The 547-nt window shown below is 40.8% G+C and carries 1 protein-coding gene; it reads right to left on the minus strand.

Annotated elements, in window-relative coordinates; all coding sequences use genetic code 11:
- A partial coding sequence (locus tag Xedl_RS20040; RefSeq protein WP_143187523.1) for a KilA-N domain-containing protein occupies positions 1-177 on the minus strand: 177 nt, incomplete at its 3' end.
- Between the last annotated feature and the right edge of the window lie 370 nt (positions 178-547).

The following is a 547-nucleotide window of genomic DNA, read 5'->3' on the forward strand; positions in this document are numbered from 1 at the left end:
AGAATTAGAAAATAGCTTGCTACTCAGGGCTGATAAATATTCCAATACATCTATTTGTCTCAACCATGCTGTAGGCTCCTTACCAAACTTAGCCGCTACATCTGTAGCATTAATCCATCCCTCTTCATTAAACCGAATAGGGTGACCGTCATACTCCAATGGAATGATGTTGCTCATAACGTATTACCTACATTTGAAATGAACCCTCGTTCACATAGGAAATCAGCCCGTCGAAGCTCGCCAGCTATAACTGACTTCCTCGAAGGCTCATATCAAAGTGATTGGATTCGACGTTGAAAGAATGACGCTGTGAATGCGCGTTAGATACAAAAATGCCACCATCCCGTGTGCGTTGGGTACGCGATGGGAACGAGGTGGCAGCATGGGTTATTTCTGTAGCCACTCAGGGAATGGGTAAAGAAATATTTCATTTAGTTTCAGAGGTTAATTAATTGTTAAGCATTATTCGCTTGTTGTTGGGTTAAATGAGTGGATACATTTAAACACGAAGATTTATAAAGGAGCTTTCTCTTATGAATTGTCAAGA

This window comes from Xenorhabdus eapokensis (assembly GCF_001908105.1).